The organism is Anaerovibrio slackiae (assembly GCF_009695585.1).
Taxonomy (GTDB): Bacteria; Bacillota; Negativicutes; order Selenomonadales; family Selenomonadaceae; genus Anaerovibrio; species Anaerovibrio slackiae.
This window is the reverse complement of the sequence record NZ_VUNR01000004.1, coordinates 26,162-49,611: the sequence shown is the minus strand read 5'-3', so window position 1 is coordinate 49,611 and position 23,450 is coordinate 26,162. Positions and strand designations below refer to the sequence as shown.

Sequence of the window (23,450 nt, the reverse complement as noted above, 5' to 3'; positions counted from 1 at the left end):
AACGAATAACCACTACGACAAACTGAAATTTATATTTTAGTGGAAGGGAAAAACTGCTGATGTTATAATATCATTAACGAATTTTTGCGGTTATTTATCAGGGCATTGGCAGGTGGTGTTGATGTTGGTGCGTGATTTTGTGAAGGGGCGTGCGGACAGGGTGCATGTGATGATGACAGCCTACAATGGGGCTGTCATTTTGCTGTTGGCACTTTTCATGGGGGTAACCCAGCAGAAGATAAGTGCCGGGATGGTGGCAAGGGATTTTCTCTACAGGGTTTCACAGCTGCCCATGCCGGCAGAGGAAATGCTACTGGGAGCTGTCTGTTCTTTTACGGTGGTTGCCTGCTGCGGCTATATCTATAGCAATGTGCGGCGGCTTCCCCAGCTGTTTCGTTATTGCGTGTTTTTTGTAGAAGTAGCGGCATGTATCTTTCTCCTGCACAGCACCAGCCTTTTTTATGATGGCGTGGTGCTTTTGCTGCTGGCGGATTTTATGTATTGCTATCAGGGGGAGAAGCAGCTGAAAATCATGCTGCTTCTGATGCTGGTGGTTTATGGTGTCATTGTTTATAGTGCTTCCATGCTGAAGATGGATATTATTTCCTTTGATGTTTATCTGGCTTATTACAGCTCCGAGGTGCAGGGGATTTTGCTGGCAGTCAGGAATTTTGCCGGTTACGGCAATATCATGTTCTTCGTTGTGTACATGGTAGTGCTGCTGCAGGATAAGAGCAAGGAAAATGCTGAGATTGCAGATTTGAATTACCGCATGATTATGACCAATGAAATGCTTAATGAAAGCAACAACAGGTTGAATGAGTCAAATACTGAATTGAATCTGGCAAATAAAAAATTGCGCGAGTATGCTATGACTATCGCCAGCCTGACGGAAATCAAGGAGCGCAACCGCTTGGCAAGGGAAATTCACGATACACTGGGACATGCCCTGACAGGCATCGTAGCGGGGCTGGATGCCTGCATGGTGACGGTGGATTATGCCCCGGAGGTTACAAAAAAGCAGCTGGCGAAAATCAAGGCGGCTGCTCAGCGGGGCATTACGGATGTCAGGCGCAGCATGCACATGCTGAGGCCGGATGATTTGGAAAAGCTGGTTTTCAGGGATGCTCTGCGGAAGCTGGTGGAAGATTTTTCGGATGCCAGCGGTGTAAAGGTGGAGCTGCAATTTGACAGCTTCCCGGAAAATCTCAGGCAGGATCAGACTGATGTGCTCTATCGTATTGTGCAGGAAAGCCTGACCAATGCCAGCCGTCACGGCCATGCCAGCCGGGTGAAGATATTTATGGCAGGAGCCGGGGATATGCTGAATATTATCATTTCGGATAATGGTGTGGGCTGTCCTGAGATCAAGAAGGGCTTCGGCCTTCATCACATGGCAGAGCGGGTGGAGCTTCTGGGCGGCACTTTGGCATACTGGGGCGAGAAGGGCTTTGTGCTTGAAGTAAATCTGCCCCGGAATATGCAGGGATAACTTTGACTGTAATTTGGAAGGCAATGTCATCTTTCAGAAGATGTTTGCCCGGTGGCTAAAAAAGATTGTGAGTTGGAAGGGATGGGAATGGCATGATAAGGGTGATGATAGCAGATGACCAGGAGCTTATCCGGGAAAGCTTGCAGATTGTGCTGGATATCAACGAGGATATGCAGGTTGTAGGCGTGGCGCAGAATGGTGCGGAGCTTTTGGAGCTTTTGGAAGAACAGGCGGCGGATGTAATCCTCATGGATGTGCGGATGCCCAAGATGGATGGTGTGCAGGCAACCAAGGCGGTAAAGAAAAAATATCCTGCTACGAAGATTATTATCCTTACTACTTTTGATGATGATGAGTATGTGATGAACGGGCTGAAATATGGTGCCAGCGGCTATCTGCTGAAAGGGATTTCCGTGCCGGAGCTGTCAGCAGCCATCCGCAAGGTGGCAGAGGGCGGTGCCATGCTGAATACGGACATTGTGACCAAGGTGGTGAAGCTGTTCAGCCAGATAACGGCCACCAACAGGATTATTGAAGGCTGGGGCGGTGAGCCTGTCAGCACGGCGGAGCAGGAGGAACGGCAAAGGGGATTTTCCATTCAGGTTGACATGTGCGGGGTAAAGGAGCTCACCAGGACGGAGCGGAACATTGTGCGGCTGGTGGGGCATGGCATGTCAAACAGGGAAATTGCGGAAAAGCTGAACTTTTCCGAAGGAACGGTGCGGAACAGCCTAAGCATTGCCCTGGGCAAGCTGGCACTGCGGGACAGGACCCAGATGGCGATCTGGGCAGTGCAGACAGGCATGGCACAGCAGCCTCTAGAATAATTGCTCACGGCTGTGTTCAGCCCGTGAGATGGAAAAATGACATTTGTCATGCAAAATACGGCAAAAATTAATGATAAAAATCAGATTAAATACCTCCCCAAAATCCGTAAAATAATACCTGTAAATAAGAATCTTGAGAAGTCTTGGAGAAGCATTTACAAAGTATTGGGGAGGTTTTAACATGAAGGACATCAGGCTGGACAGCCCTTTGCAGGGAGAGCTGATTGCCTTGCAGGAGGTCAATGACCCTGTGTTTTCCGGGGGGATTATGGGGCGCGGCGGTGCCGTGAAGAATCCGGCAGGCAGGGTGACAGCTCCTTTTGATGGCGAGATAACATCTGTTTTTGACACGAAGCATGCCATCGGCTTGCTTTCTGATGATGGGATTGAATTGCTGATTCATGTGGGGCTTGATACCGTAAATTTGAAGGGGAAGTATTTTACCGCTCATGTTCAGGCAGGTGACAAGGTGAAAAAGGGCGATTTGCTGCTGGAGTTTGATGCGGCAGGTATCAGGCATGAGGGCTATGATACGACTACGCCTGTGGTAGTTGCCAATGCGGATGAGTTTGGCAAAATTACTTTGGAGCTGCAGGGCAGCAAGGTGAGTTCTGTTAATGAGTCAGCCGGAGAAAATGATAAATCGGCAGCGAGAATGGGGGATAACAAGATGGAGAGCCGTGAGGAAAGGGTTGCCGCCAGGATTGCAGAGTGTGTGGGCGGCATGGCCAATATTCGTTCTGCGGAGCATTGCGCTACGCGCCTGCGCCTGATTTTGCATGACAAGTCCAAGATTGATGAAAAGGCGATTGAGGCTATTGACGGTGTCAAAGGGCAGTTTTTTGCGGCAGCCCAGTATCAGATTATCCTGGGAACCGGCTTTGTGGATAAGGCATATGACGCTTTAGTGCATCAGAATACTTCATTGGCTGGCGGCAGCAATAAGGAAGCAGCCTATGACGAGATGACTGTGGCTCAGAAAATCTCCCGTACTTTTGGTGATGTGTTTGTGCCGATTATTCCTGTGCTGGTGGCAACAGGACTCTTTATGGGGCTTCGGGGCATGACCTTGAGCCTTGGCATGGAGTTCAGCGAGAATTTTCTGCGCATGAGCCAGATTTTGACGGATACGGCGTTTGCTTTTCTGCCTGCCCTGGTGTGCTGGTCTACCATGAAGAAATTCGGCGGTACGCCTGTTATCGGCATTGTGCTGGGATTGATGCTGGTGGCACCGCAGCTGCCAAATGCCTATGCCATCGCCGGGGGCGAGGCACAGCCTATTATGATGGATGTGCTGGGCATCAATGTTCCCGTAGTTGGCTATCAGGGCTCTGTGCTGCCTGCCCTGGTGCTGGGAATTTTTGCTGCCAATATGCAGAAATTCTGCAAGAAGTTCGTGCCTGATGTGGTGGATTTGATTGTTACTCCTTTCGTTACGCTGCTGGTTTCCATGCTGCTGGGACTTCTGGTGGTTGGCCCTATTATGCACACTGTTGAGGCAGCTGTGTTCGGGGCAGTTCGTGCTTTCCTTGAGATGCCTTTCGGCATTGGCGGCTTTATTGTGGGCGGCGTGCATCAGGTTATTGTGGTCAGCGGCGTGCATCATGTGTTTAATGCCCTGGAGGTACAGCTTTTGGCGGCTACCGGCAGGGATGCCTTTAACGCTATTATTACCGGTGCTATTGTGGCGCAGGGCGGTGCTGCAGTAGCTGTTGCTGTGAAGACTAAGGATGTCAAGAAACGTGCTTTGTACATTTCTTCTGTTATTCCTGCCTTTTTGGGGATTACAGAGCCGGCGATTTTCGGCATCAACTTGCGCTTTATGAAGCCTTTCCTCTATGCTTTGGTGGGTGGCGCTTTTGCCGGTGGTCTTGCCAGCTTTATGCATCTGGCCGGTACCGGCATGGGCATTACGGTGCTGCCGGGAACGCTTCTCTATCTTGACAATCTGCTGCCTTACCTGATGGTGAATCTGACAGGTTTCGGCATTGCCTTCGGACTGACTTTTATGATGTTTACGCCGGAGGAATAATTGAAAACGGGCGGTGTGATATTCATACCGCCTTTTCTGATAGCAGAAGATAATTTTGTTAGTTATGTAAGATGATTTGCTGGATATGGCAGGAAGGGTGTATTGGCATGAGGTGTATAGATAAAAATCAGATTGAGGAAAAGCTGCAGCAGGGATATCCGTTGTCCGGCAGGTGGCATAACGGCTTTCACTTGGAGATGCCTTTCGGGCTGATTAACGATCCTAACGGGCTGGTTTTTGCCAATGGTCAGTATCATATTTTCTTTCAATGGAATCCCCTGGGGTGTGAGCACAAAAATAAATGCTGGGCATATACAAAAACTGAGGATTTTGTACATTATAGCCGTCCGCGGCTTGCCATGCAGCCGACAGATGCCCATGATAAGGATGGCTGCTACTCAGGCTGCGGCTTTGAGGAAGAAGGCTGTGTCAGGGTGCTCTATACCTGCAATGCCAAGGATGAGGCAGGTGTGCGCACTCCTGCCCAGCGGCTGGGCACTTTGCTGGCTGATGGAACCGTCCGCAAGGATGAAATCATCGTGCCGGGGGAGGCGGCAGGCTATACGGCTCATTTTCGTGATCCATACGTTTTTGTGCGTGATGGCAGGCGGTATTTTGTGCTGGGGGCTCAGAATGAGGCTTTGCAGGGCAGGGCGGTAGTATATGGGGAAATGGCTGCCGATAATGGCGGCAATTGGGAATTTATGGGAGAAATAAAGACCATGTATCCTGATTTTGGCTATATGTGGGAATGCCCTAACCTTTTGCAGTTCGCTGATGGTGATGTGCTGATGTTTTGCCCTCAGGGGCTGACGGCAGAGGCTTATGCCTATCAGAATCGTTATCAGAGCGGCTATGTATCAGGCAGGCTGAATCTTGACAGTATGGTGATGGAGCATGGGGCGTTTTGTGAGCTGGACAGGGGTTTTGATTTTTATGCGCCTCAGGTATTGGAGGCGGATGGACGTCACATCATGCTTGGCTGGATGGGGATGCCGGAGGAGGAGGCATTTTATCCTTCTGCGGAAGATGGCTGGCTTTATAGCCTGACTGTGCCACGGGAGCTGACTTTGCAGGATGGCGTGATTTATCAGCAGCCGGTGGCGGAGCTTTTGGCATTGCGCAAGCAGAAAAGCGAACAACAGGTGATGGCAATTAGTGCTTACGAATATCAGTCCTTGTTGCCTGAGCTGTGCGAGGCAAAGCTGACTATTCAAATGGGGGCAGCAGAGCATGTGAAGCTGATGCTGGTTTATGGAGAAGAAAGATTGATGTTTTGTTATGACAGGCTGCGGCAGGTTATGACTATTGACCGCAATGGCATGAAGCTGGGGGCACGAGGTGTGCGCAGCTTCATGCTGTCAGCAGGGAATGTACTGAATTTTCAGCTTTTGGTGGATAAATCAGCTGTGGAAGTATTTTTTCAGGATGGGAGAGAGGCGGCTTCAATGCTGATTTTTCCGGAGACGGAAACGGCACCGCAGCTTATAGTACAAGGTGATTCTAGTCTGAGCAAGATAGAAGGAAGCATCTGGGAGCTTTCCTCTTATAAATTGTAGCTTAAATTTCAGTTTATACAGCGGTCGGCAGTAGCAAGTTTCGTCAGCCTCCCGGCTCCCCCTTTTCAGCTTTTTCGTAAAGTCAGATTGATTACCTTGGTAGCGTACAGCAGAGTATAGTTGATAACTATGTGCATATCTGTTCAGACACAAAGAGGGACAGGTGCGGCATGTACCCAAAGAAAACCTTGAGTGCAGCCTCGCTTCTTAGCAAGTGCGAGCGTAAGCGATGCAGGAGCTTAGAAGCGCGAGGCTGTGCTAAGAGCGAGAGCGAGTTTTCTATGGGTACTGCCGCTACCTGTCCCTTTTAAATGTCTGAACAGAGTCCACGAACTATCAAACTATTTCATTCAGTATATGCACGAAGTAACAAACCAGCACTACGATAAAATGAAATTTATTTTATTTTGGGAGGGTTTTTAAAAGCTCAAAGGTCAGCCGTGGATATTTTGCCCGGGAGCTGATGCCCATAAGGATATCTCCCTGCGACGTATTTACCGTCAGCGCATAAAAAGATGTCTTTGCAGCATCTGTGCCAAGGTCATGTGTGTCCATGAGGGGGCTTAAATCCTGCAATGCTCCCAGCTGGATGTATTTTTCAAAATCTTCAGGGGGAATCACGAATATGTCAGGCTCGCTACCAGTGAGAAAAACTCGTGCCAGCCATTCATTATAATCGGCTTTAGTTATGTCGTTTGTTATCCTCAGGCTGGCGTTTGGATGCTCGGCACGAAAGACAGCTATTTCTTCAGCTGCTTCAAGTGGGCATTCAGCATACATGCCGATAACAATGGTCTGCTGGTAACCTCGTGGGATATAGTATACTGCCGCCAGTAACAGAGAAAAAACGCATAGCAGTAAAACAAGCTTTTTTTGCATATGTACCACCTGCCAAATTTCTAATTTTATACTATTGTAGCAGATAAAAAAGGAAAAAAACAAATTTTTGCTATCGCAACCGAAGAAATTGCAAATATCATGACATTTTTTCAGTATATCTGGCTGGCTGCTGTTATGTAATCTGTTATGGAGAATGAAAACACAATAAAAGGGTTGTTTTCGATAAAACAATGAATAAAATTTCACAACTAATACAGAATAAATCTCAAATAACAAAATAGTCACAAAATTTATTGCAATACCATAAGAAATGCTGTATAATGTGGAAGAAATCAAAAGTTGAATATATTAGAAAGGAGTTTTTGCGTATTTTATATTGATTTCAATAAGGTTAAAAAGGTGAGGAGAATGTACAAAAAGAACTGGGGGAAATGGTTTGAAAGCAAAGCGTAAAAAAAATGACGAAGAAAGTCAGTTGATTCGTGCGAGTGTGGATATTTTCACGGATAGCATACTTTTTTCGGAAGACCGTATGCAGCGATATCTTCGTAAAAGGGAAAATATATTGCAGTGCAACCGTATGCATTCCCGTTGCAGCTACAGCCTGGAGATGGAATTGCCTGAGTGCAAGGATATTGATTCATTTCTCAGGAAGATGAAGCGTTATGTGCCAGGAATTGTCAGCTGGCATATAGGTATTGTGGGAAGCAGTGTTTTGTAGGTAAGTATAAGGGATGCACTGGAGGTACGGTGTGTCCCTTATTTTTTCTAGAGCTTAAAATTGAGCAGATACTGGTCAGATTTGGGTGCGTTTTTGGCAATTGTATATTTTATTTGGGTAAAATTATGTCAGGTTAGGAATTTTTTTTGAGAAATTCAGCAAAAAAATTTCTTTGCATCAGGTTTACAGTTTTTTTCATATTTTGGCTTTTTCGGGGAAAATTGTAAATTTGTAACATTATATCCTCTATGAATGGAAAAAAGTATAATAAATATGCACAACATCAACAAAATGATACACGAGGTAGCGTGTGCAAGTAAAAACCTTATTTAACAGGGGTTGACAAAGGTTTTTAGGGGTGTTATTATACTAGTGCGCCTAAGGTATGGGTAATTTCAGGCGAAGGAGTGAAGGGCATGACACTGGAAAGGTTAAAGAAGGCGGAGCGGGTTATCGGTATCAAGCAGGTAACCAAAGCCATCAACAAGAACCAGGCGTTGTGTGTGTTCATTGGTACTGATGCAGACGGCAGGGTGATAGATCCTATCAGGAGCCTCTGCAATGAGAAGACCATACCGGTAGAAGCAGCATATACCATGGGGGAGCTGGGCAGGGCCTGCTCCATCGAAGTGGGGGCTGCTGCGGTGGCAATCCTCAGATAGGCCGGGGATTTTCCATCAGCGTATCAGTGTAACGCACTATTAGAGCATTATATAGTTAAAAACCTGGCGGCACTGCCGCGGGTTTTAATAAATACTAAATACTCATTTTGAAGGAAGGAGGTGCATGTATGCCTACAATTAACCAGTTGGTTCGCAAGAGCAGAGAGAGCATGCAGGAGAAATCCACAGCACCGGCATTAAAGAATTGCCCACAGAAACGTGGCGTTTGCACAAGAGTTTATACCACAACTCCTAAGAAGCCAAACTCCGCACTCCGTAAGGTTGCCCGTGTTCGTTTGACTAATAGCATTGAAGTAACCGCATATATCCCTGGCATTGGCCATAATCTTCAGGAACATAGCGTAGTTCTCATCAGAGGCGGACGTGTAAAGGATTTACCAGGTGTGCGTTATCACATCATCCGTGGTTCCTTGGATACTGCAGGTGTTCAGGACCGCAAGCAGGGTAGGTCCAAGTACGGTGCTAAGCGCGCTAAGCAGAAGAAATAATTCTGCCTAAAGACTGAAAGATTATGGAAGGAGGCAAAATAGATGCCAAGAAAAGGTTCTGTACCTAAGCGTGACGTTTTACCGGATCCGGTTTATCACTCCAAGATCGTCACCAAGTTCATCAACAAGGTAATGCTTTCTGGTAAGAAGGGCGTTGCTGAGCGAGTTGTATATGATGCATTCGATATTATCCGTGCAAAGACTGGCAAGGATCCTCTTGAGGTTTTTGAGACTGCATTGAAGAATGTTATGCCTGTACTGGAGGTTCGTGCCCGCCGCGTAGGTGGTGCCAACTATCAGGTACCTGTTGAGGTTCGTCCTGACCGCCGCATGACTCTGGGTATCCGCTGGATCGTGAACTACGCAAGGCTGCGTGGCGAGAAGACCATGGATGAGAGACTGTCCGGCGAGCTGATGGATGCCGCTAACAATACCGGCGCAGCTATCAAGAAGAAGGAAGATACTCACAAGATGGCTGAGGCCAACAAGGCTTTCGCTCATTATCGTTGGTAATATTGTTTGTGTAATTAAGGAGCGATAAATAGTGGCTAGAGAGTTTTCACTTGAAAAGACTCGTAACATCGGTATCATGGCTCACATCGATGCCGGTAAGACTACTACTACAGAACGTATCCTCTTCTACACTGGTATCAATCACAAGATCGGTGAGGTTCATGAAGGCGCAGCTACCATGGACTGGATGGCTCAGGAGCAGGAGCGTGGTATTACTATTACCTCCGCTGCTACTACCTGCCATTGGAAGAACCACCGCATCAACATCATTGATACCCCGGGTCACGTTGACTTTACTGTAGAGGTTGAGCGTTCCCTGCGAGTATTGGACGGTGCCGTAGCAGTTCTCACTGCCCGCGGCGGCGTTGAGCCTCAGACTGAGACCGTATGGCGTCAGGCTGAGAAATATAATGTACCGCGTATGGCTTATGTAAATAAGATGGATATTACCGGTGCAGATTTCTATAATGTAATCAAGATGATGAAGGAGCGCCTCAACGCCAATGCAGTTGCTATCCAGCTGCCAATCGGCGCAGAGGATGATTTCCAGGGCATCATTGACCTCATCAAGATGGAAGCCATCGTGTATGAGGATGACCTGGGCAAGGTAGCCGATGAGGTTGCTATTCCTGAGGATATGCAGGAGCTTGCCGAGGAGTATCGTGAGAAGCTGTTGGAAGCAGTTGCAGAAGTTGACGACAGCCTCATGGAGAAGTATCTGGGCGGTGAGGAGATCACCGAGGCAGAGATCAAGACTGCCATCCGCAAGGCTACTATCGCCTGCACCATGACTCCTGTTACCTGCGGTACTTCCTACAGAAACAAGGGTGTACAGCCTATGCTGGACGCTATTGTAGACTTCATGCCTGCACCTACCGACATTCCGCCAATCAAGGGTGTAAATCCTGATACCGGTGAGGAGGATCACCGTCCTTCCAGCGACAGCGAGCCATTTGCTGCCCTGGCATTCAAGATCATGGCTGATCCATTTGTTGGTAAGCTGGCATTCTTCCGCGTATATTCCGGTACCCTTTCCTCCGGCTCTTATGTGTTTAACTCCACTAAGGGCAAGAAGGAGCGTATCGGCCGTATTCTCCAGATGCACGCCAACAACCGTAAGGAGCTGGACATCGTATATAGCGGTGACATTGCTGCTGCTGTTGGCCTGAAGGATACCACCACCGGTGATACCCTGTGCGATGAGAACCATCCGATTATTCTGGAGTCTATGGAGTTCCCTGATCCGGTTATTTCCGTAGCTGTAGAGCCAAAGACCAAGAACGACCAGGAGAAGATGGGCGTTGCTCTGCAGAAGCTGGCTGAGGAGGATCCTACCTTCCGTGTCCGCACTGATGAGGAAACCGGTCAGACCATTATCTCCGGTATGGGCGAGCTCCATTTGGAGATAATCGTTGACCGTATGCTCCGTGAGTTCAAGGTTGACTGCGCTGTAGGTAACCCTCAGGTTGCTTACCGTGAGACCATCCGCTCCGAGGTTGAGTGCGAAGGCAAGTTTGTACGTCAGTCCGGTGGTCATGGCCAGTATGGTCATTGTAAGCTGCGTCTCATTCCGCAGGAGCCTGGCGAGGGCTTCAGCTTTGAGAATCAGGTTGTTGGTGGTGCAATTCCTAAGGAATTCATCAACCCTATCGAAGCAGGTATTAAGCAGGCTATGGAAGGCGGTATTCTCGCCGGCTATCCTGTTGTTGATGTTAAGGCTATCGTATTTGATGGTTCTTATCATGAGGTTGACTCCTCCGAGGCTGCGTTCAAGGTTGCCGGTTCCATGGCATTCAAGAACGGTGCCCTCAAGGCTAACCCTGTTATCCTGGAGCCAATCGTAAAGGTAGAAGTTATCGTTCCAGAGGAGTACATGGGCGATGTAATTGGTGACCTGAACTCCCGTCGCGGCCGTATCGATGGTATGGAAGCCCGCAACGGTGCCCAGGTAATCAACGCTTTCGTTCCGCTGTCCGGCATGTTCGGCTATTCCACTGACCTGCGTTCCAAGACTCAGGGCCGCGGTAACTACTCCATGGAAGTTTCCCACTATGAGGAAGTTCCAAAGAATATTGCAGATGGCATCATTGCTAAAAACAAAGGTGAATAAGGAGGAAATTTCTAAATGGCAAAGGCTACATTCGAAAGAACTAAACCACATGTAAACATTGGTACTATCGGTCACGTTGACCACGGCAAGACCACCCTGACTGCAGCAATCACCAAGGTTCTGGCAGAGAAGGGCATGGCTCAGTTTGAGGACTATGCTGATATCGATAAGGCTCCAGAGGAGAGAGAGCGTGGTATTACCATCAACACCGCTCACGTAGAGTATGAGACTGACAACCGTCACTATGCTCACGTTGACTGCCCGGGTCATGCTGACTATGTAAAGAACATGATCACTGGTGCTGCTCAGATGGATGGCGCTATCCTGGTAGTTTCCGCTGCTGATGGCCCTATGCCTCAGACCCGTGAGCACATCCTGCTGGCTCGTCAGGTAGGCGTTCCTGCTATGGTTGTATTCCTGAACAAGGTTGACCAGGTAGACGATCCTGAGCTTCTTGAGCTGGTAGAGATGGAAGTTCGTGAGCTCCTCAGCTCCTACGAGTTCCCTGGCGATGAGATTCCAGTAGTTGCTGGTTCCGCTCTGGGTGCCCTGAACGACGATCCTGAGCAGAAGGAGAACATCCTGAAGCTGATGGCTGAGGTTGATGCTTACATTCCAACCCCTACCCGTGATACTGACCTCCCATTCCTGATGCCAGTAGAGGACGTATTCACCATTACCGGTCGTGGTACCGTTGCTACCGGCCGTGTAGAGCGTGGTCAGCTGAACCTGAACGATACTGTTGAGATCGTAGGTATCGCTGAGGAGACTACCAGCACTGTTGTAACCGGTATCGAGATGTTCCGCAAGCTGCTGCCTAGCGCACAGGCTGGCGACAACATCGGTGCTCTGCTCCGTGGTATTGACCGCAAGAACATTCAGCGCGGCCAGGTTCTGGCTAAGCCGGGTTCCATCAACCCTCACACCAAGTTCAAGGGCCAGGTTTATGTACTGACCAAGGAAGAGGGCGGCCGTCATACCCCATTCTTCAACAACTATCGTCCTCAGTTCTACTTCCGTACTACTGACGTTACCGGTGTTGTTAACCTGCCAGAGGGCACTGAGATGGTAATGCCTGGCGATAACGTAGAGATGAGCGTTGAGCTGATCACTCCAATCGCTATCGAGGCTGGTCTCCGCTTCGCTATCCGCGAGGGCGGCCATACCGTTGGTGCAGGCCGTGTAACTGAGATTGACGAGTAATCCTCGGTCTTAGTACAGCTAAGTAAAAATTCTTTCCTTAATATAAGGGCGGCTAATTTAGTCGCCCTTATAATTAAGGTTTAGGTACTCTCTATATTGACTAAAACAATATAGTAATGTTATAATGAGAAGCGGTGTGCTTCTAAGTATAAGTACCCCTGATGCGATGACGTGGTAGATGGCTTGACACGATATAAGGCGTGATCAAGGGAACTACTACGGAGAAATGTTTGGGCCTGGAGCCCGGACGAGAAGGAGGAAAATAAATTGTCTAAGCAGCAGAAAATCAGAATCCGTTTAAAGGCTTATGATCACAAGGCACTGGACCAGAGCGCAGTTAAGATTGTCGAGACTGCCAAGAGGACCGGCGCCAGCGTATCCGGCCCGATTCCACTCCCTACAGAGAAGCAGATTTATACCATTCTGCGTTCCCCACATGTAAATAAGGATTCCCGTGAGCAGTTCGAGATGAGAACCCACAAGCGCCTTATTGACGTGCTGGATCCAACTTCCAAGACTGTAGATGCACTCACCCGTCTTGAGTTGCCAGCAGGTGTGGATATTGAACTTAAGCTGTAATAGGAGGTGGAATGATGGCTAAAGCAATTTTAGGTAGAAAGCTGGGCATGACTCAGATCTTTACTGAAGAAGGTCAGGTCGTTCCAGTAACAGTTGTTGAGTCTGGCAATAACGTAGTTATCCAGAACAAGACTGTTGAAAATGATGGTTATAATGCAGTTCAGATTGGCTTCGGCGCAATCAAGGAACACAAGGTAAACAGTCCTATGAAGGGTCATTTCGCGAAGGCTGGCGTTGCTCCAGTAAAGTATGTTCGCGAGATGCGTCTGGAAAATGCTTCTGAATATAACGTTGGTGACACTATCAACGTTGACATATTTTCCGCCGGAGAATTAGTTGACGTAACCGGTACTTCCAAGGGCAAGGGTTTTGCCGGCGGTATCAAGCGTCATAATTTTGCTCGTGGACCAATGGGACATGGTTCCAAGTCTCATCGTGAGCCTGGTTCTACAGGTGCGATGATCAGTGGTCACGGTGGTCGTGTATTGAAGGGCAAGAAGCTGCCAGGTCACATGGGCAGCGAGAGGGTTACTGTACAGCGTCTGACCGTTGTTCGTGTTGATGCTGACCGCAACCTGCTCCTCATCAAGGGTGCAATTCCTGGACCTAAGAAGGGCCTCGTAATTGTCAAGAGCACCGTTAAGCCGGGCAAAAACTAATTCGGAAGGAGGATTAAGCAATAATGCCTACAGTAGCAGTTTATGACATCGCAAACCAGCAGGTTGGCGATATCGAGTTGAATGAGAATATTTTTGGCGTAGAAGTGAATGCAGGTCTCTTGCATCAGGCTGTTGTTATGCAGCTGGCATCCCAGCGTCTTGGCAATCATGCAACCAAGACCCGTGGCATGGTAAGAGGCGGTGGCCGCAAGCCTTGGAAGCAGAAGGGTACCGGCCGTGCACGCAGTGGTTCCACCCGTTCCCCAATCTGGGTAGGTGGCGGTACCGTATTCGGTCCATCTCCACGCTCCTACTCCTTCAGCATGCCTCGCAAGCAGCGTCGCCTTGCACTCAAGTGCGCCCTGTCTGACAAGGTAGCCAACGGTGAGTTGGTAGTATTGGACAGCATTGATTTCGCAGCTCCTAAGACCAAGGCAGTTGTAGAGATGCTGAACAAGTTTGATGTAGATAAGAAGGCTCTTATCATTACTGCTGATTATGCAGAGAATGTTGACAAGTCTTCCCGCAATATCCCTGGTGTTAAGACCATTAGCACCATCGGCCTGAATGTATTTGACATCCTGAACGCTAACAAGCTGTTCATCACTAAGGATGCTATTGCTCGTATTGAGGAGGTATATGCATAATGGAAGCACGCGACATCATTATCCGTCCTCTGATTACTGAAAAGAGCACTACTCTCATGGCTGAGGGCAAATATGTATTTGAGGTAGCAAAGTCTGCCAACAAGATTGAGATTGCCAAGGCAATCTCCCAGATTTTCAAGGTTAAGGTGGCAAGTGTAAACACCATTAACGTTGAAGGCAAGGTAAAGCGCATGGGCCGTTCCGTCGGCAAGCGCTCTGACTATAAGAAAGCAATCGTAAAGCTCGCTGCTGGCGAGACTATCGAGTTCTTTGAAGCTTAATAGGGAAAAGGAGGTTAATTAAGTGGCAATAAAGAGTTTTAAACCATATTCCGCAGGTAGACGTTTCATGACCGTAGCGTCCTTTGATGAGATTACTACTGACAAGCCTGAAAAATCCCTCGTTGAGCGCCTCAAGAAGAACGGTGGCCGCAATCAGCAGGGCAGGTTGACCGTCCGCCATCAGGGCGGCGGCCACAAGCGTCTGTATCGTATCATCGACTTTAAGCGCAACAAGGATGGCATTCCAGCCAAGGTTGCTACCATCGAGTACGATCCAAACCGCAGCGCACGTATTGCACTTTTGAACTATGCAGACGGTGAGAAGCGTTACATCATCGCTCCTAACGGTCTGAAGGTTGGCGACCAGGTTATGTCCGGCCCTGAGGCTGACATTAAGCCAGGTAATGCCCTTCCACTGAAGAACATTCCAGTTGGTACCCTGATCCACAACGTTGAGTTGAAGATCGGTGCCGGTGCACAGCTGGTTCGCTCCGCTGGTGCTTATGCACAGCTCATGGCTATCGAGGGTGACTATGCTACTCTCCGTATGCCATCCGGTGAAATGCGCAAGGTACATGTTAACTGCCGTGCAACTATCGGTGTAGTTGGCAATGCCGAGCACATGAACATCACTATTGGTAAAGCAGGACGTGCCCGCTGGATGGGCAAGCGTCCAGAGAACCGCGGCGTTGCTATGAACCCTAATGACCATCCACATGGTGGTGGTGAGGGTCGTTCCCCAGTTGGCCGCAAGCATCCTGTTACTAAATGGGGTAAGTGCGCTATGGGTGCCAAGACCCGTCGTAAGAAGGCTTCTGATAAGTTGATCATCAAAGGCCGTACCAAATAAGTGATAAACACCGGAAGGAGGAAATAAATTGTCAAGATCTGTTAAAAAGGGACCTTATGTTCATGAAAGCTTAACTAAGAAGATTGATGCCCTGAATGAAGCTAACGACAAGAAGGTTGTAAAGACCTGGTCCAGAAGCTCCACTATTCTGCCAACTTTTGTTGGTCACACTATCGCAGTACATGATGGCCGCAAGCATGTGCCGGTTTATGTAACCGAGGACATGGTTGGCCACAAGCTTGGTGAGTTCGCACCAACCCGTACTTTTAAGGGCCATGCCGGTGAAGAGAGAAAGACCGGTCTTAGATAAGTCAGATTGAAAGGAGGATTCCTCTGTGGAAGCAAAAGCAGTTGCTAAAAATGTTCGCATTGCACCTCGCAAGGTTCGCGTTGTCATGAATCTCATTCGCGGCAAGAAGGTTGCAGATGCAATCGCGATTTTGAAGTTCACTCCAAAAGTTGGCAGTGAAGCTATATATAAGGTTCTCAAGTCTGCAGTAGCAAACGCTGAGAACAATTTCGACATGAATGTTGATAACCTCTATGTATCTTCTTGTTTTGTAGATGAGGGACCAACCATGAAGCGCATTCATCCGCGTTCCCGTGGTCAGGCGTTCAAGATTTTGAAGCGCACTTCCCACATCACTGTAGCAGTAGAAGAAAACTAATAAAGGAGGGTATTAACTTTGGGTCAGAAAGTAAATCCGCATGGTATAAGACTTGGCATCGTAAAGACTTGGGATGCTAAGTGGTATGCTGGCAAAGATTATGCAGCTAATCTGCATGAAGATATTAAAATCCGTGAGCACCTGCAGAACACTTTGCAGAGTGCCGGTGTTTCTAAGGTTGAAACTGAGCGTTCCAAGAACCGTCTGAAGCTGACTATCCATACTGCAAAGCCAGGCATGGTAATCGGCCGTGGCGGTTCCGGCATCGAGCAGGTAAAGGCTGGTCTGAAGAAGTTCACCAGCTGCAACATCGATATTAACATTGAAGAGATTAAGCAGCCGGATATGGATGCTACCCTGGTGGCAAAGAACATTGCTGAGTCCCTGGAGCGCCGTATTGCCTTCCGTCGTGCTATGAAGCAGGCTGTTGGCCGTACTATGCGTCTGGGTGCCAAGGGTATCAAGGTTATGGTTAGCGGCCGTCTCGGCGGTGCAGAAATCGCCCGCAGCGAGTCCTACCGTGAGGGTTCCATTCCTCTGCACACCCTGAGAGCAGACATTGACTATGGTACTTACGAGGCAGCTACTACCTATGGTCGTATCGGCGTTAAAGTTTGGATCTTCAAGGGTGAGGTCCTTCCTGAGAAGAAGCAGCCTGCTGCTGCTGTTGAAGGGAGCGAAGCTTAATGTTATTACCAAAGAGAGTTAAATATCGCAAGCAGTTCCGTGGCCGTATGAAGGGTAAGGCACAGCGCGGCAACAAGGTTTCCCACGGCGATTTTGGCCTGGTAGCTCTTGAGCCGGCTTGGATTACCAACCGCCAGATTGAGGCAGCCCGTATTGCAATGACCCGTTACATCAAGCGTGGCGGTCAGGTTTGGATCAAGATTTTCCCTGACAAGCCTGTAACTGCAAAGCCTGCTGAGACCCGCATGGGTTCCGGTAAGGGTTCACCTGAGTACTGGGTAGCAGTAGTAAAGCCGGGCCGTGTTCTCTTCGAGATGGACGGCGTTTCCAAGGAAGTTGCTGCTGAGGCAATGCGTCTGGCAGCTCACAAGCTTCCAATCAAGTGCAAGTTTGTAACTCGCGAAGAGACTGAAAAGGCAGAGGGCGGTGAAGTAAATGAAGGTTAATGAGATTAGAGATTTGAGCGCTGAGGAACTTAACCAGAAACTTGCTTCTCTCAAGGAGGAGTTGTTCAATCTCCGTTTCCAGCTGGCTACCGGCCAGTTGGACAACCCAATGCGTATCAAAGAAGTAAAGAAGACTATTGCCCGCATTAAGACTGTACAGACTGAGCAGGCTAAGGCTTGATTTGATTCGGCATTTGCAAGATACGTATTAGGAAGGAGGCTCCTTAATGAGCGAGAGAAATGAACGCAAGACTAAAGTTGGTAAGGTAGTAAGCGACAAGATGGATAAGACTGTTGTTGTAGCAGTTGAGGATATCGAGCAGCACGCACTTTACAAGAAGGCCGTTAAGAAGACTGTAAAGTTCAAGGCCCATGATGAGAATAACGAGGCTCATGTTGGCGACATCGTTTCCCTGATGGAAACCCGCCCACTGTCCAAGGACAAGCGTTGGAGAGTTGTAGAGATCGTTGAGAAAGCAAAATAATTTCCGCTTTGTGGAAATTCTGGTTGAGGAGGTTAACTGATGATTCAGCAGCAGACTTTGCTCAATGTTGGCGACAACACCGGTGCTAAGGAAATCATGTGCATCCGTGTATTGGGCGGCTCCTATCGCAAGTATGCCAACATTGGTGATATAATCGTGGCAGCAGTAAAATCCGCATCCCCTGGCGGTGTTGTAAAGAAGGGTGACGTTGTTAAGGCCGTTGTAGTTCGCAGCAAGAAGGGCCTGCGTCGTGGTGATGGCTCCTACATTCGCTTTGATGAGAATGCAGCCGTTATCATCAAGGAGGATAAGACTCCGAAGGGAACCCGTATTTTTGGACCAGTAGCAAGAGAGCTTCGTGAGAAGGATTTCATGAAGATTGTTTCCCTGGCTCCTGAAGTTCTTTAATGTTAGGAGGTGCGACTTTGGCAATTACGAAACTGCATGTAAAAAAGGGTGATACCGTCCTGGTATTGTCCGGTAAGGATAAAGGCCAGCAGGGCAAGGTTATTCAGGCTCTGCCAAAGAAGGGTAAGGTTGTAGTTGAGGGCGTTAACAAGGTTAAGCGTCACACTAAGCCTAACCAGAGCGCTCCTCAGGGTGGCATTCTGGTAAAGGAAGCTCCTATGTTTGCAGCAAAGGTTATGCTGGTTTGCCCGGCTTGCGGCAAGGCTACCCGCGTGGCACACAAGGAAGTAAACGGCAAAAACGTTCGCGCATGCAAGAAGTGCGGCGAAGTTATCGACCAGACTAAATAAGAAAGGAAAGGAGGATACTTAGTTGGATAGATTACAGGAAAAGTATATCAACGAGGTTGTTCCAGCATTGACTGAGAAGTTCGGCTACAAGAATGTTATGGAACTGCCTAAAATCGAGAAGATCATCATTAACATGGGTGTTGGTGAGGCTGTAGGCAACCCTAAGGCTCTCGACGCTGCTGTTAGCGATTTGACTATCATCACCGGTCAGAAGCCAATCCTGACCAGGGCAAAGAAGTCCCTGGCTGCCTGGAAGCTTCGTCAGGGCATGCCAATCGGCGCAAAGGTTACCCTGCGCGGCGTGCGCATGTATCAGTTCCTGGACAAGTTCATGAACGTGGCTCTGCCTCGTGTTCGTGACTTCCGTGGTATCAGTGCCAATTCTTTCGATGGTCGCGGCAACTATGCAGTAGGCCTGAAGGAGCAGCTCATTTTCCCTGAAATTGAGTATGACAAGATTGACAAGCTCCGTGGTATGAACATTGTTGTTGTTACTACTGCAAAGACTGACGAGGAAGCTCGCGAGCTGCTGAAGCTCATGGGCATGCCTTTCAAAGCATAAGAAAGGGAGGTACTGACTGTGGCCAAGAAGGCAATGATTGAAAAGTGGAGCAAGGAGCCAAAGTTCCCTGTTCGCAAGTATAACAGATGTAAGATTTGCGGCCGTCCGCATGGTTATATCAGAAAGTTCGATATGTGCCGTATTTGTTTCAGAGAGCAGAGCTACAAGGGTGCCATCCCTGGCGTAACTAAGGCTAGCTGGTAATTATGCGCTTGCAGCTTGCGCGTGGCATTTGCGTACAGCATTTGTTCAGGCGTGGGCAAGGTTATATGAGAACTAAAAAAGGGGCTGTCCTGTTAGATAACTAGCAGGCAGCCCCTTTTTATGTCTGAACAGAGTGCACGAAATAGAATTAACTACAATATAAATAACTAAGGAAAACTACGAAATTGCCTGCAAAAAACACTGCAATGACTACGAATAAAATAGTTTTCAAAATACCCATAAATTACTCAGCAATATATTGACAACCCACCACAAATTTTGATACAATCTATCAAGTGAGCCTATGCGCTCTCACGAAATTTTGAAAGGAGGATATCGATTTACATGGTAATGACTGATCCTATTGCAGACATGCTGACTCGTCTGCGCAACGCAAATTCCGTATTCCATGAGAAGGTAGAAATCCCTGGTTCCAAGATTAAGAAGGCTATTGCTGAGGTACTCAAGGAAGAGGGTTTCATCAAGGACTACACCTTCACTGAGGATGGCAAGCAGGGTGTAATCACTGTTTCCCTGAAGTATGGCCCTAATCGTGAGAAGGTAATTACTGGTATTAAGCGTATTTCCAAGCCAGGCCTGCGTCAGTACGCAAAGGCAGCTGAGCTCCCTCGTGTTCTCGGCGGTTTGGGTATCGCCATCATTTCCACTTCCAAGGGAATTATGAGCGATAAGGATGCTCGCAAGGCCGGTCTCGGCGGCGAGGTTGTAGCTTATATCTGGTAATTATTTAGAAGTTAGGAGGTGTACTAATGTCAAGAATTGGTAGAGCACCTATCACTATCCCTGCCGGCGTTACCGTTAAGGTAGAGGATGGCAACAAGGTGACTGTAAAGGGTCCTAAGGGTGAATTGGTACGCAACATTCATCCGGACATGAAGATTAACGTTGAGGAGAATACTCTCACTGTAGAGCGTCCTTCTGATAATAAGGATCACAGGTCCTTGCACGGCCTGAGCCGTACTCTCATCAACAACATGGTTGTTGGCGTAAGCGAGGGTTATGCAAAGACTCTGGAGATTAACGGTGTTGGTTACAGAGCTGCTGTAAAGGGCAAGAACCTTGAGCTGGCTTTGGGCTTCTCCCATCCTGTAGTTGTTGAGCCGCCAGAGGGCATCAAGTTTGAGTGCCCGGCTGCTACCAAGATTGTAGTAAGCGGTATCGACAAGGAGGTTGTTGGTGCAATTTCCGCAAAAATCCGTGATTACAGAAGACCTGAACCATATAAGGGCAAGGGTATTAAGTATGAAGGTGAGTTTGTTCGTCGCAAGGTTGGTAAGGCCGGCGCCAAGGGCAAGAAATAATTAGCAGAAAGGAGTAACCGACAGTGTTTGTTAAGGAAGATAAGAATAAGGCTCGTCAGAAGCGTCACCTGCGTGTACGCAATCACATTTCCGGCACTGCTGAGAGACCACGTCTTAACGTATTCCGTAGCTTGAGCAACATCTACGCACAGGTTATTGATGATGTTAACGGTGTTACTCTCGTATCTGCCAGCACAAAGGATAAGGATTTCCAGAACTACGGCGGCAATGTAGAGGCTGCAAAGGCAATCGGCGAGGCTATTGCCAAGCGCGCTCAGGAAAAGGGCATTACCGAGGTAGTATTCGACCGTGGTGGTTATGTATATCATGGCCGTGTTGCAGCACTTGCTGAGGCAGCTCGTGAAGCAGGCCTGAAATTCTAAAATTTGTAAAGGAGGTACATTAATGGCTAGAATTGACAACGAGACTCCTGAGTTCCAGGAAAAAGTTGTATATATTAACCGAGTTGCAAAGGTTGTTAAGGGCGGCCGTCGCTTCTCCTTCAGCGCATTGGTAGTTGTTGGTAACGAGAAGGGACAGGTTGGTGCAGGCCTGGGCAAGGCAGCAGAGGTACCTGAGGCAATTCGCAAGGGCGTCGAGGATGCCAAGAAGAATTTGATTGATGTTTCCCTGAAGGATACCACTATTCCTCATGAGATGATTGGTATCTTCGGTGCAGGCCGTGTGCTCATGAAGCCGGCAGCAAAAGGTACCGGTGTTATCGCCGGTGGCCCAGCCCGTGCGGTTCTTGAGCTTGCAGGTATTAAGGATATCCTGACCAAGTCTCTGGGTTCCTCCAATCCTAACAACATGGTTCGCGCAACTTTGAAGGGTCTTGAGCAGCTGAAGCAGGCTGAGAAGGTTGCTGAGCTCCGCGGCAAGACTGTACAGGAACTTTTGGGTTAAGGAGGATTTGATAATGGCAAAGTTGAAGATTACTCTGACCAGAAGCCTGATTGGCAGACCTGAAACCCAGCGCAAGACCATTAAGGCATTGGGTTTAAAGAAGTTGAATTCCTCAGTTGAGCTTCCAGATAATGAGTCCGTTCGCGGCCAGCTCCACAAGGTAGAGCATCTCATTACTGTTGAAGAGCAGGCTTGAGTTCAGGGAGGTGCAATAGACAGATGAAATTGAATGAATTATCTCCAGCTCCTGGTTCCCGCAAGGCAGCATTCCGTGTTGGCCGTGGCCTGGGTTCCGGTAACGGCAAGACCTCCGGCAAGGGCCAGAAGGGCCAGAAGTCCCGTGCTGGCGGCGGTGTTCGCACCGGCTTTGAGGGTGGTCAGATGCCTTTGTATCGCAGACTGCCAAAGCGTGGCTTCAAGAATATCTTTGCTGATGTATATGCAGAGGTTAACGTTGAGACTTTGAACCGTTTTGAGGACGGCGCAACTGTTGATGCAGTAGCTTTGATTGAGGCTGGCGTACTGAAGAACGTGCGTGATGGCGTTCGTATCCTCGGCAATGGCGAGCTCACCAAGAAGCTGACCGTTGTTGCAAACGGCTTTACCAAATCTGCTCAGGAGAAGATTGAGGCAGCAGGCGGAAAAATTGAGGTGATCTGATTTGGTTTCAGCCCTCTCAAACATCGTTAAGATTCCGGAGCTGAGGTCAAAGATCATCTTTACTCTGGTCATGTTCGCCGTATTCAGAATGGGTACCCATATTCCTGTTCCTGGCGTTGACCCATCGGCTATCGAGCGGCTCTTTAACAGCGGAACTCTTTTCGGTTTGTTGGATTTGTTCTCCGGTGGTGCTCTGAGCAAGTTTTCCATTTTTGCTATGAGTATTACCCCTTATATTAACGCGTCCATCATCATTCAGCTGTTGAATGTAGTTATACCGACACTGGAACAGTGGTCAAAGGAAGGCGAAGAGGGGCACAAGAAAACCACCAAGGTCACTCGCTACTTTACGGTAGTGCTGGCGTTCCTGCAGGCTATGGGCATGTCCATAGGCTTGAAGGAAGCTGTTCTGAATCCGGGTCCTATGTCCACGCTGATTATAGCAATCACGCTGACAGCGGGCACGGTATTTCTCATGTGGGTTGGCGAGCAGATTACCGCCAACGGTGTGGGAAATGGTATTTCACTAATCATTTTTGCAGGTATCGTGGCTGCATTGCCAGCCAATATCGGTAAGATTTATCATTATTTGCAGGCAGGAACCATTTCATATATAAATGTGTTCTTCTTTGCAGCGATTGCGGTAGCTATGATTGTGCTGGTTATAGCAGTGCATACGGCGTTCCGCAGGGTTCCAATCGCTTATGCGAAAAGGGTTGTCGGCCAGAAGCAGTTTGGCGGGCAGTCCAGCTTCATCCCGCTGAAGGTAAACCATGCGGGAGTTATTCCAATAATCTTTGCGTCATCCGTGCTGATGTTTCCAGTAACTATTGCCCAGTTTATTGATATCCCCTGGGTAAAGACTTTTGCCGGGTATTTTGCGTGGGGTACACCGCTACATTCAACAGTGTACGCACTGCTGATTATCTTCTTCACGTATTTTTACACCGCGGTTACTGTAAAGATATCGGATATGGCAGAGAATCTGAAAAAATACGGCGGGTTTATCCCGGGCGTCCGTCCGGGTGAGCCTACTGCAGAATATTTAGATCATGTCATGACTCGTATCACCCTTGCAGGAGCATTCTTCCTTGCATTCATTGCTATATTGCCGACGATTATCGCCAGTGCAACCCACATGGACGGTATCAATTTCGGCGGCACGGCACTGCTGATTGTTGTGGGCGTAGGCCTTGACACCATGAAGCAGATTGAATCCATGGTAGTGATGCGACATTACGAAGGATTCATGAAGTAAGGAGGAAATA

The 23,450-nt window shown here is 48.4% G+C and carries 33 protein-coding genes; 32 read left to right on the top strand and 1 reads right to left on the bottom strand.

The window, feature by feature from the left end; translation table 11 throughout:
* Positions 1–121 precede the first annotated feature (121 nt).
* The 4 genes from FYJ84_RS02980 to FYJ84_RS02965 all read left to right on the top strand — a co-directional run bounded on the left by FYJ84_RS02980 (position 122) and on the right by FYJ84_RS02965 (position 5,910).
* Entirely contained in the window at positions 122–1,492 is a 1,371-nt protein-coding gene (locus FYJ84_RS02980; RefSeq protein WP_154406017.1) for a sensor histidine kinase, read from the top strand.
* A gap of 92 nt (positions 1,493–1,584) precedes the next feature.
* Positions 1,585–2,319, top strand: a complete 735-nt coding sequence (locus FYJ84_RS02975; protein WP_154406015.1) for a response regulator transcription factor — start codon at positions 1,585–1,587, stop codon at positions 2,317–2,319.
* A 181-nt stretch (positions 2,320–2,500) separates the two neighbouring features.
* Positions 2,501–4,351 (top strand): glucose PTS transporter subunit IIA, encoded by a 1,851-nt coding sequence (locus FYJ84_RS02970; protein ID WP_154406013.1) that lies wholly within the window; start codon positions 2,501–2,503, stop codon positions 4,349–4,351.
* A 107-nt stretch (positions 4,352–4,458) separates the two neighbouring features.
* On the top strand, positions 4,459–5,910 hold the full coding sequence (locus FYJ84_RS02965; protein ID WP_154406011.1) for a glycoside hydrolase family 32 protein: 1,452 nt from the start codon (positions 4,459–4,461) through the stop codon (positions 5,908–5,910).
* A gap of 402 nt (positions 5,911–6,312) precedes the next feature.
* Here FYJ84_RS02965 and FYJ84_RS02960 read toward each other — a convergent pair whose 3' ends face one another.
* A complete protein-coding gene (locus FYJ84_RS02960; protein WP_154406009.1) occupies positions 6,313–6,789 on the bottom strand; it encodes a type 2 periplasmic-binding domain-containing protein in 477 nt (158 codons plus the stop codon).
* Between the two features lie 541 nt (positions 6,790–7,330).
* Here FYJ84_RS02960 and FYJ84_RS02955 point away from each other — a divergent pair.
* From FYJ84_RS02955 to secY, 28 genes are all read left to right on the top strand, one after another.
* Positions 7,331–7,471 carry a hypothetical protein gene (locus FYJ84_RS02955; RefSeq protein WP_154406007.1) on the top strand — a complete coding sequence of 47 codons (141 nt, stop codon included), beginning with the start codon at positions 7,331–7,333 and terminating at the stop codon, positions 7,469–7,471.
* 416 nt (positions 7,472–7,887) lie between these two features.
* The gene (locus tag FYJ84_RS02950; RefSeq protein WP_154406005.1) at positions 7,888–8,133 is read left to right on the top strand and encodes a ribosomal L7Ae/L30e/S12e/Gadd45 family protein; all 246 of its coding nucleotides are present in this window, start codon (positions 7,888–7,890) and stop codon (positions 8,131–8,133) included.
* Positions 8,134–8,261: 128 nt separating this feature from the next.
* Complete coding sequence (rpsL, locus tag FYJ84_RS02945; RefSeq protein ID WP_154406003.1) at positions 8,262–8,642, top strand: 30S ribosomal protein S12; 381 nt, start codon at positions 8,262–8,264, stop codon at positions 8,640–8,642.
* 42 nt (positions 8,643–8,684) lie between these two features.
* Entirely contained in the window at positions 8,685–9,155 is a 471-nt protein-coding gene (rpsG, locus tag FYJ84_RS02940; protein WP_154406001.1) for a 30S ribosomal protein S7, read from the top strand.
* 31 nt (positions 9,156–9,186) lie between these two features.
* Positions 9,187–11,265, top strand: a complete 2,079-nt coding sequence (fusA, locus tag FYJ84_RS02935) for an elongation factor G (RefSeq protein ID WP_328596312.1) — start codon at positions 9,187–9,189, stop codon at positions 11,263–11,265.
* Positions 11,266–11,280: 15 nt separating this feature from the next.
* Entirely contained in the window at positions 11,281–12,468 is a 1,188-nt protein-coding gene (gene tuf / locus FYJ84_RS02930) for an elongation factor Tu (protein ID WP_154405999.1), read from the top strand.
* Between the two features lie 267 nt (positions 12,469–12,735).
* Positions 12,736–13,047 carry a 30S ribosomal protein S10 gene (gene rpsJ, locus FYJ84_RS02925; RefSeq protein ID WP_154405997.1) on the top strand — a complete coding sequence of 104 codons (312 nt, stop codon included), beginning with the start codon at positions 12,736–12,738 and terminating at the stop codon, positions 13,045–13,047.
* Positions 13,048–13,061: 14 nt separating this feature from the next.
* On the top strand, positions 13,062–13,706 hold the full coding sequence (rplC, locus tag FYJ84_RS02920) for a 50S ribosomal protein L3 (RefSeq protein WP_154405995.1): 645 nt from the start codon (positions 13,062–13,064) through the stop codon (positions 13,704–13,706).
* Positions 13,707–13,729: 23 nt separating this feature from the next.
* Positions 13,730–14,353, top strand: a complete 624-nt coding sequence (gene rplD / locus FYJ84_RS02915; RefSeq protein ID WP_154405993.1) for a 50S ribosomal protein L4 — start codon at positions 13,730–13,732, stop codon at positions 14,351–14,353.
* Positions 14,353–14,634, top strand: a complete 282-nt coding sequence (gene rplW / locus FYJ84_RS02910) for a 50S ribosomal protein L23 (RefSeq protein ID WP_154405991.1) — start codon at positions 14,353–14,355, stop codon at positions 14,632–14,634. Before rplD ends, rplW begins: the two co-directional genes overlap by 1 nt.
* Positions 14,635–14,656: 22 nt before the next feature.
* Complete coding sequence (gene rplB / locus FYJ84_RS02905; protein ID WP_328596311.1) at positions 14,657–15,484, top strand: 50S ribosomal protein L2; 828 nt, start codon at positions 14,657–14,659, stop codon at positions 15,482–15,484.
* Between the two features lie 28 nt (positions 15,485–15,512).
* A complete protein-coding gene (gene rpsS, locus FYJ84_RS02900; protein ID WP_154405989.1) occupies positions 15,513–15,794 on the top strand; it encodes a 30S ribosomal protein S19 in 282 nt (93 codons plus the stop codon).
* A 25-nt stretch (positions 15,795–15,819) separates the two neighbouring features.
* Complete coding sequence (rplV, locus tag FYJ84_RS02895) at positions 15,820–16,152, top strand: 50S ribosomal protein L22 (RefSeq protein ID WP_328596310.1); 333 nt, start codon at positions 15,820–15,822, stop codon at positions 16,150–16,152.
* 18 nt (positions 16,153–16,170) lie between these two features.
* Positions 16,171–16,839, top strand: coding sequence for a 30S ribosomal protein S3 (rpsC, locus tag FYJ84_RS02890; RefSeq protein WP_154405987.1), 669 nt, complete (start codon positions 16,171–16,173; stop codon positions 16,837–16,839).
* Positions 16,839–17,285, top strand: coding sequence for a 50S ribosomal protein L16 (gene rplP / locus FYJ84_RS02885; RefSeq protein WP_154405985.1), 447 nt, complete (start codon positions 16,839–16,841; stop codon positions 17,283–17,285). The genes rpsC and rplP overlap by 1 nt, the downstream gene beginning before the upstream one ends.
* Positions 17,275–17,466: a 50S ribosomal protein L29 gene (gene rpmC, locus FYJ84_RS02880; protein WP_154405983.1), complete on the top strand. Its 192-nt coding sequence runs from the start codon at positions 17,275–17,277 to the stop codon at positions 17,464–17,466. Before rplP ends, rpmC begins: the two co-directional genes overlap by 11 nt.
* Positions 17,467–17,512: 46 nt before the next feature.
* The gene (gene rpsQ, locus FYJ84_RS02875; RefSeq protein WP_154405981.1) at positions 17,513–17,770 is read left to right on the top strand and encodes a 30S ribosomal protein S17; all 258 of its coding nucleotides are present in this window, start codon (positions 17,513–17,515) and stop codon (positions 17,768–17,770) included.
* 39 nt (positions 17,771–17,809) lie between these two features.
* Positions 17,810–18,178 (top strand): 50S ribosomal protein L14, encoded by a 369-nt coding sequence (gene rplN, locus FYJ84_RS02870; protein WP_154405979.1) that lies wholly within the window; start codon positions 17,810–17,812, stop codon positions 18,176–18,178.
* Entirely contained in the window at positions 18,178–18,528 is a 351-nt protein-coding gene (gene rplX / locus FYJ84_RS02865) for a 50S ribosomal protein L24 (RefSeq protein WP_405722845.1), read from the top strand. The genes rplN and rplX overlap by 1 nt, the downstream gene beginning before the upstream one ends.
* Positions 18,529–18,550: 22 nt before the next feature.
* Positions 18,551–19,090 (top strand): 50S ribosomal protein L5, encoded by a 540-nt coding sequence (rplE, locus tag FYJ84_RS02860; protein WP_154405975.1) that lies wholly within the window; start codon positions 18,551–18,553, stop codon positions 19,088–19,090.
* Positions 19,091–19,108: 18 nt separating this feature from the next.
* Entirely contained in the window at positions 19,109–19,294 is a 186-nt protein-coding gene (locus FYJ84_RS02855; RefSeq protein ID WP_027397562.1) for a type Z 30S ribosomal protein S14, read from the top strand.
* A gap of 345 nt (positions 19,295–19,639) precedes the next feature.
* On the top strand, positions 19,640–20,038 hold the full coding sequence (rpsH, locus tag FYJ84_RS02850) for a 30S ribosomal protein S8 (protein ID WP_154405973.1): 399 nt from the start codon (positions 19,640–19,642) through the stop codon (positions 20,036–20,038).
* A 26-nt stretch (positions 20,039–20,064) separates the two neighbouring features.
* Entirely contained in the window at positions 20,065–20,616 is a 552-nt protein-coding gene (gene rplF / locus FYJ84_RS02845) for a 50S ribosomal protein L6 (protein WP_154405971.1), read from the top strand.
* Between the two features lie 23 nt (positions 20,617–20,639).
* Positions 20,640–20,999, top strand: coding sequence for a 50S ribosomal protein L18 (gene rplR, locus FYJ84_RS02840; RefSeq protein ID WP_277008581.1), 360 nt, complete (start codon positions 20,640–20,642; stop codon positions 20,997–20,999).
* A gap of 22 nt (positions 21,000–21,021) precedes the next feature.
* Positions 21,022–21,522: a 30S ribosomal protein S5 gene (gene rpsE / locus FYJ84_RS02835; RefSeq protein WP_154405969.1), complete on the top strand. Its 501-nt coding sequence runs from the start codon at positions 21,022–21,024 to the stop codon at positions 21,520–21,522.
* Between the two features lie 13 nt (positions 21,523–21,535).
* A complete protein-coding gene (gene rpmD / locus FYJ84_RS02830; protein ID WP_154405967.1) occupies positions 21,536–21,718 on the top strand; it encodes a 50S ribosomal protein L30 in 183 nt (60 codons plus the stop codon).
* Positions 21,719–21,741: 23 nt separating this feature from the next.
* On the top strand, positions 21,742–22,182 hold the full coding sequence (gene rplO / locus FYJ84_RS02825) for a 50S ribosomal protein L15 (RefSeq protein WP_154405965.1): 441 nt from the start codon (positions 21,742–21,744) through the stop codon (positions 22,180–22,182).
* Position 22,183: 1 nt separating this feature from the next.
* Positions 22,184–23,440 (top strand): preprotein translocase subunit SecY, encoded by a 1,257-nt coding sequence (secY, locus tag FYJ84_RS02820; protein WP_154405963.1) that lies wholly within the window; start codon positions 22,184–22,186, stop codon positions 23,438–23,440.
* Positions 23,441–23,450 lie beyond the last annotated feature (10 nt).

What these genes read in the sequence shown, in the direction of transcription:
- rpsQ (WP_154405981.1), top strand. Translation starts at nt 17,513, where the DNA reads ATGAGCGAGAGAAATGAACGCAAGACTAAAGTTGGTAAGGTAGTAAGC.
- rpsG (WP_154406001.1), top strand. Translation starts at nt 8,685, where the DNA reads ATGCCAAGAAAAGGTTCTGTACCTAAGCGTGACGTTTTACCGGATCCG.
- rpsL (WP_154406003.1), top strand. Translation starts at nt 8,262, where the DNA reads ATGCCTACAATTAACCAGTTGGTTCGCAAGAGCAGAGAGAGCATGCAG.
- FYJ84_RS02960 (WP_154406009.1), bottom strand. Translation starts at nt 6,789, where the DNA reads ATGCAAAAAAAGCTTGTTTTACTGCTATGCGTTTTTTCTCTGTTACTG.
- rplF (WP_154405971.1), top strand. Translation starts at nt 20,065, where the DNA reads ATGTCAAGAATTGGTAGAGCACCTATCACTATCCCTGCCGGCGTTACC.
- FYJ84_RS02950 (WP_154406005.1), top strand. Translation starts at nt 7,888, where the DNA reads ATGACACTGGAAAGGTTAAAGAAGGCGGAGCGGGTTATCGGTATCAAG.
- rplC (WP_154405995.1), top strand. Translation starts at nt 13,062, where the DNA reads ATGGCTAAAGCAATTTTAGGTAGAAAGCTGGGCATGACTCAGATCTTT.
- tuf (WP_154405999.1), top strand. Translation starts at nt 11,281, where the DNA reads ATGGCAAAGGCTACATTCGAAAGAACTAAACCACATGTAAACATTGGT.
- rplD (WP_154405993.1), top strand. Translation starts at nt 13,730, where the DNA reads ATGCCTACAGTAGCAGTTTATGACATCGCAAACCAGCAGGTTGGCGAT.
- rplN (WP_154405979.1), top strand. Translation starts at nt 17,810, where the DNA reads ATGATTCAGCAGCAGACTTTGCTCAATGTTGGCGACAACACCGGTGCT.
- rplX (WP_405722845.1), top strand. Translation starts at nt 18,178, where the DNA reads ATGTTAGGAGGTGCGACTTTGGCAATTACGAAACTGCATGTAAAAAAG.
- rpmC (WP_154405983.1), top strand. Translation starts at nt 17,275, where the DNA reads ATGAAGGTTAATGAGATTAGAGATTTGAGCGCTGAGGAACTTAACCAG.
- FYJ84_RS02965 (WP_154406011.1), top strand. Translation starts at nt 4,459, where the DNA reads ATGAGGTGTATAGATAAAAATCAGATTGAGGAAAAGCTGCAGCAGGGA.
- rpsE (WP_154405969.1), top strand. Translation starts at nt 21,022, where the DNA reads ATGGCTAGAATTGACAACGAGACTCCTGAGTTCCAGGAAAAAGTTGTA.
- rpsH (WP_154405973.1), top strand. Translation starts at nt 19,640, where the DNA reads ATGGTAATGACTGATCCTATTGCAGACATGCTGACTCGTCTGCGCAAC.
- FYJ84_RS02955 (WP_154406007.1), top strand. Translation starts at nt 7,331, where the DNA reads ATGCATTCCCGTTGCAGCTACAGCCTGGAGATGGAATTGCCTGAGTGC.
- FYJ84_RS02980 (WP_154406017.1), top strand. Translation starts at nt 122, where the DNA reads ATGTTGGTGCGTGATTTTGTGAAGGGGCGTGCGGACAGGGTGCATGTG.
- rplP (WP_154405985.1), top strand. Translation starts at nt 16,839, where the DNA reads ATGTTATTACCAAAGAGAGTTAAATATCGCAAGCAGTTCCGTGGCCGT.
- rplW (WP_154405991.1), top strand. Translation starts at nt 14,353, where the DNA reads ATGGAAGCACGCGACATCATTATCCGTCCTCTGATTACTGAAAAGAGC.
- FYJ84_RS02970 (WP_154406013.1), top strand. Translation starts at nt 2,501, where the DNA reads ATGAAGGACATCAGGCTGGACAGCCCTTTGCAGGGAGAGCTGATTGCC.
- FYJ84_RS02975 (WP_154406015.1), top strand. Translation starts at nt 1,585, where the DNA reads ATGATAAGGGTGATGATAGCAGATGACCAGGAGCTTATCCGGGAAAGC.
- rpmD (WP_154405967.1), top strand. Translation starts at nt 21,536, where the DNA reads ATGGCAAAGTTGAAGATTACTCTGACCAGAAGCCTGATTGGCAGACCT.
- rplO (WP_154405965.1), top strand. Translation starts at nt 21,742, where the DNA reads ATGAAATTGAATGAATTATCTCCAGCTCCTGGTTCCCGCAAGGCAGCA.